Here is a 565-nt window from a genome sequence, read left to right as displayed (position 1 = left end):
CAGGTGCCCGACACGTATTCCGAACGGAAGCTGTCTGCTGCGGATCACACGTTGGACCGCGAGTCGGCGGATGCCGTGTTGGATGAGATCAACGAGCGCGCGGTGGAGGAGGCGCTGTTGATCAAGGGGGCTCAGGGCGGCGAAGTGACCGTCGTGTGCATGGGCCCGGATCGCGCCACGGATGCCATTCGCAAGGCGCTGTCGATGGGTGCGGACAAGGCGGTGCACCTGTCCGATGAGGCGTTGCACGGCACCGACGCGCCGGCCACCGCCAAGGCGCTGGCGAAGGTCATCGGCACCGTCGAGGGTGTCGAGCTGGTGATCGCGGGTAACGAGGCGACCGATGGTCGCTTGGGTGCGGTGCCGGCGATGGTCGCCGAGGTGCTGGGCTGGCCGCAGCTGACCTTCGCGCGCAAGGTCGAGACCGATGGTTCCGCGGTGAAGGTCGAGCGCGAGACCGACGCGGGCATCCTGACCGTCGAGTCCGGTCTGCCGGCCGTCGTGTCGGTCACCGAGAAGATCAACGAGCCGCGGTACCCGTCGTTCAAGGGCATCATGGCCGCGA

The 565-nt window shown here is 67.6% G+C and carries 1 protein-coding gene; it reads left to right on the top strand.

The window, feature by feature from the left end; genetic code table 11:
- Positions 1-565, top strand: a 565-nt coding sequence (locus tag E1202_RS31150) for an electron transfer flavoprotein subunit beta/FixA family protein (RefSeq protein WP_132686882.1), incomplete at both ends; no start/stop codon positions are given.

It is taken from the genome of Saccharopolyspora karakumensis (assembly GCF_004349225.1).
Taxonomy (GTDB): Bacteria; Actinomycetota; Actinomycetes; order Mycobacteriales; family Pseudonocardiaceae; genus Saccharopolyspora; species Saccharopolyspora endophytica.
Note: the sequence above shows the minus strand (reverse complement) of the source record. Positions and strands in the feature narration are given on the sequence as shown.